Genomic DNA, 3,953 nt, shown 5'->3' on the forward strand with positions numbered 1-3,953 from the left:
CGCACCACGCCCTGCGCGTTGCCGGCCGCCGCGCGCGCACGGTCCACGTCGGCGACGGCCACCAGCCGTTGCCGCCCCAGCGGCTGCAGGCGCGCGTAGTAGGCCGAGGCGTCGGCCGCCTGCGCGCGGGCGGCGGCCAGGTTGGCCTGGGCCTGGGCGATGTCTTCGCGGCGCGGGCCGTTGCGCAGCTCCAGCAAGGCCTCGCCGGCCTGCTGCGACTGCGCCTGCAACGCCTGCAACTGCGCGGCGGTGCGGGTAGGCTCCAGTTGCAGCAGCGAGGTGCCGGCGCGCACGCGCTGGCCTTCGCGGACCTGCACGGCGACGATGGTTTCCGCTGCGGGTGCCGGCACGCTGATGCGGTCCCACTCCAGCGTGCCCAGCGCGGCCGGCGCGCGATCGGTGCACGCGCCCAGCAGCAATACCACGGCCGCCAGCCCAAGCCGGCAACGGGAGACGGGCGCGCGCGTGGTCATCGGACAGCCTCCGCAGGGGATGCCCGGGTACCTTGCGCACCGTGCCGTGAAGGCCGGGTAAGCGCATCGGCCGGCCGTTTCCGCCGCTGGCGGCGGCCCTACCCGCGCGCTACCCTGTGTTTCCTTTCCCCATTCCGCGGCCGGGTCGTTGCGACCTGCGGCCGCCCCCGGCAATGACGGCACTGTCCCAACGCGATTTCACGCTTGTCCCGGAAGACACCGAGCGCCTGGCCAACCTGGCCGGCCCCTTCGACGAACACCTGCGCCAGATCGAACTGAAGCTTGGCGTGGAGATCGCCAACCGCGGCGCGGTGTTCCGCGTGACCGGCCCGCGGCGGGTCGCCGAAGAAGCCCAGCTGCTGATCGAGGCGCTGTACCAGGAAGCGGCCGAGGTGGTATTCGACAACCACGCCATCCACCTGCGCCTGAACCAGGCCAACCTGGACCACGTGGTGGAGCGCGCCTACGAGGCGCAGGACGTGACCATCAAGGTCAAGCGCGGCACCGTGCGCGGGCGAGGCGCCAACCAGGCCCGTTACCTGCACCAGATCGTCTCCCACGACATCAACTTCGGCATCGGCCCGGCCGGCACCGGCAAGACCTTCCTGGCCGTGGCCAGCGCGGTGGAGGCCCTGAACGAGTCGCGCGTGCAGCGCCTGATCCTGGTGCGCCCGGCGGTGGAGGCCGGCGAGAAGCTGGGCTTCCTGCCCGGCGACCTGAGCCAGAAGGTGGACCCCTACCTGCGCCCGCTGTACGACGCGCTGTATGAAATGCTGGGCGTGGAAAAGGTGCTCAAGCTGCTGGAGAAGAACGTCATCGAGATCGCGCCGCTGGCCTACATGCGCGGACGCACGCTCAACGATGCCTACGTGATCCTGGACGAGGCGCAGAACACCACCGTGGAGCAGATGAAGATGTTCCTGACCCGGCTGGGGTTTGGCTCGACGGCGGTGGTGACCGGCGACCTGACCCAGACCGACCTGCCCAAGCACGTCAAATCCGGCCTGCGCGACGCGATCGACGTGCTGCGCGACGTGGACGGGGTGAGCTTCACCTTCTTCGAAGCCCGCGACGTGGTCCGCCATCCGCTGGTGGCACGCATCGTCAGCGCCTACGACCGGCGCGACCTGCAGCAGCTCAAGCCGGGCGCCGAATGACGCCGGCCCCCGGCGACCGCCACACGCGGCACCAGGTGAAACCAGGCGCGGACGCGGCGTACACTGCCGGCACCTGAACCGCACAAAGGAAGTGCCATGGTCCGTTCCACGCTGCTGCTGTCGCTGTGCCTGGTCGCGTTCGCGCCGGGGGTTGCCCTGGCCAAGGCCAAGCCGGCCGAACCCGAGCGGGCGTACATAGAAACCAGCTACGTGACCGCGCCCAGGGCGGTGGACGATTTCGCGCTGGAACGCAATTACTACGATCCGACCAACAAGCTGGCCGGGGCCAGCTTCGGCTATCGCAGCCGGGTGTCACCGCAGGCCACGGCAACCGTGTTCGTTTACCCCACCGGGCGCATGGAACCGGCCGAAGCGGTGGACGCGGGCATGCGCTCGCTGCACGCCGAGCTGAAGCAGGCCGAGGCCGCCGGCATCTACACCGGCCTGCAGGAGCTGGATGAAACCCCGTTCGTGCTCAATCCCGCCGCGCCCGGCAAGGGCAGCAACGCGGTGGACACCGCCGTGATCGCGGCCATCGCCCAGGCCGGGCAGCTCAACGGCAGGCGCCTGCGGCTGGCCATGCACCACGTGGCCAACGACCAGCCGGTGCACTCCAGCGCCTACCTGTTCTACAAGCAGCTGTATTACGTGAAGCTGCGCATCACCGCCGACCAGGCCAGCATGTCGCGCGAGGCGTTCGACACCCTGGCCGATCGTGCCGCGCGGCGCCTGGTGCCGGCCGCGCAGGTGGCCAACATCGGCGGTTGCGCCGGCGGCACGATCTACGTGGACCCCAGTGCGGAACCGGCGCAGGGGGCGATCCAGCTGGCCAGGCAGATGGCCATCGTGCAGGGCTACAACTGCCACGGCAGCGCCAGTGCAGCACGCGTGGATCCGGACGCACCCGGCAACGTGGTGATCCGGATCGACTACGACGCCGACGACTGGAAGTCGCAGTGAAGCGCCGCACGCGCGATACTGTGGCCTCCTGAGTGTTCTGAATTGCCGGTATCGCCATGACCAAGGGCCCCGTCCGCCTCGATGTAGCCGTGAGCTACGCCCTGCCCCGCGCCGGGCTGCCCTCGGCGGTGAGCTTCCGCAAGTGGGTGGCGGCCGCCTTGAAGGGCCGCATCCGCGAAGCCGACCTGGCCATCCGCCTGGTCGATGCCAAGGAGGGCCAGTCGCTGAACCGGCATTACCGCGGCAAGGACTACGCCACCAACGTGTTGAGCTTCCCGGCCGAGGTGCCCGAGGGCCTGCCCAAGGGCGTGAAGTTCCCGCTGCTGGGCGACCTGGTGATCTGCGCCCCGGTGGTGGCCAGCGAGGCCGATGAACAGGCCAAGGCGCTCAATGCGCACTACGCGCACCTCACCGTGCACGGGGTGCTGCACCTGCTCGGCTGGGACCACGAGGACGACAAGGAAGCCGAGGCGATGGAGCAGCTGGAGCGCGACATCCTGGCCGACCTCGGCATCGACGACCCCTACGCCAACGAACGCTGAACCGCCCCGGCGGTGCCCCACGGACCTGCGATGACTGCATTGAAGCCCCTCTGCCTGGCCCTGCTGGCCCTGCTGCCCGCCACGGCCCCGGCCGCCCCGCTGGACGTGGCCGCGTTGATCGAGTGCCGCCAGGGCCTGGCCGACTACGCCGCCGTGGCCCCGCTGGTGGCCGACCCGCTCAAGGCGGTGGCCGCCGGCCTGCAGCCACTGCCCCAGTCCAACCAGTTCATGAGCGAGTACCGCCTGGCCACCCCGCTGACCGTGTTCGGCCAGCGCACCGAGTACGTGGCGGTGGCCGGGGCCAGCATCATGGCCATCCTGGACCTGGCCGATCCGCGCCCGCTGGCCAGGCGCCTGGCCCTGGAAGACGGCGTGGACAACCCGGACAAGTTCATGGCCGGGCGCGAGCTGGTCAGCCGCGATGTCACCGACCCGCGCACCGGCGAACCGATGATCGAATCGGTGATCCTGAGCCTGTCCACGGTCAAGACCCACCCCGGCAAGACCCTGGCCGGCTGCACCTACAGCCTGGACCTGCCGCCGGAGGAGGAGGCGCCGGCCCCCGCCACGGCCCCTTCCCCGGCTGCCCCGCCGGCCCCGACCGGGGCGTGAGCCCTGGCCCGGCCAAGGGGCGCTGACAGGGCCGCGCATCCTGCTAGACTGAATCCAACGCCCGGTTCGCCGGGTGCCTTTTTTTCAAGAGATGTCTGAAGACGACAGTAGTGGCTCCAGCCTGGAGCAAAACGAAAAGAAGCGCAGCTGGCTCGAACGCCTGACCTCTGCCTTCTCCGGCGAACCCCACACCCGCGACGAGCTGGTGG

General features: G+C 70.1%; 5 protein-coding genes and 1 pseudogene. 5 read left to right on the top strand and 1 reads right to left on the bottom strand.

Going from position 1 to position 3,953, the window contains the following annotated elements:
- Positions 1–473: biotin/lipoyl-binding protein (locus RSA25_RS19140; protein ID WP_332810413.1), on the bottom strand; the 473-nt coding region annotated here is incomplete at its 3' end.
- Positions 474–646: 173 nt separating this feature from the next.
- Between RSA25_RS19140 and RSA25_RS19145 the strand changes: the two genes are divergently transcribed.
- The 5 genes and pseudogenes from RSA25_RS19145 to RSA25_RS19165 form a co-directional block, all read left to right on the top strand.
- Positions 647–1,630, top strand: coding sequence for a PhoH family protein (locus RSA25_RS19145; RefSeq protein WP_332810414.1), 984 nt, complete (start codon positions 647–649; stop codon positions 1,628–1,630).
- A 96-nt stretch (positions 1,631–1,726) separates the two neighbouring features.
- Positions 1,727–2,590 (top strand): hypothetical protein, encoded by an 864-nt coding sequence (locus tag RSA25_RS19150; RefSeq protein WP_332810415.1) that lies wholly within the window; start codon positions 1,727–1,729, stop codon positions 2,588–2,590.
- 56 nt (positions 2,591–2,646) lie between these two features.
- Positions 2,647–3,132 (top strand): rRNA maturation RNase YbeY, encoded by a 486-nt coding sequence (ybeY, locus tag RSA25_RS19155; RefSeq protein WP_332810416.1) that lies wholly within the window; start codon positions 2,647–2,649, stop codon positions 3,130–3,132.
- A 30-nt stretch (positions 3,133–3,162) separates the two neighbouring features.
- Complete coding sequence (locus RSA25_RS19160; protein WP_332810417.1) at positions 3,163–3,744, top strand: hypothetical protein; 582 nt, start codon at positions 3,163–3,165, stop codon at positions 3,742–3,744.
- Positions 3,745–3,835: 91 nt separating this feature from the next.
- Positions 3,836–3,953, top strand: a pseudogene (locus RSA25_RS19165) (magnesium/cobalt efflux protein); the annotation flags it as partial.

The organism is Stenotrophomonas sp., from assembly GCF_036662295.1.
Classification (GTDB): Bacteria; Pseudomonadota; Gammaproteobacteria; order Xanthomonadales; family Xanthomonadaceae; genus Stenotrophomonas.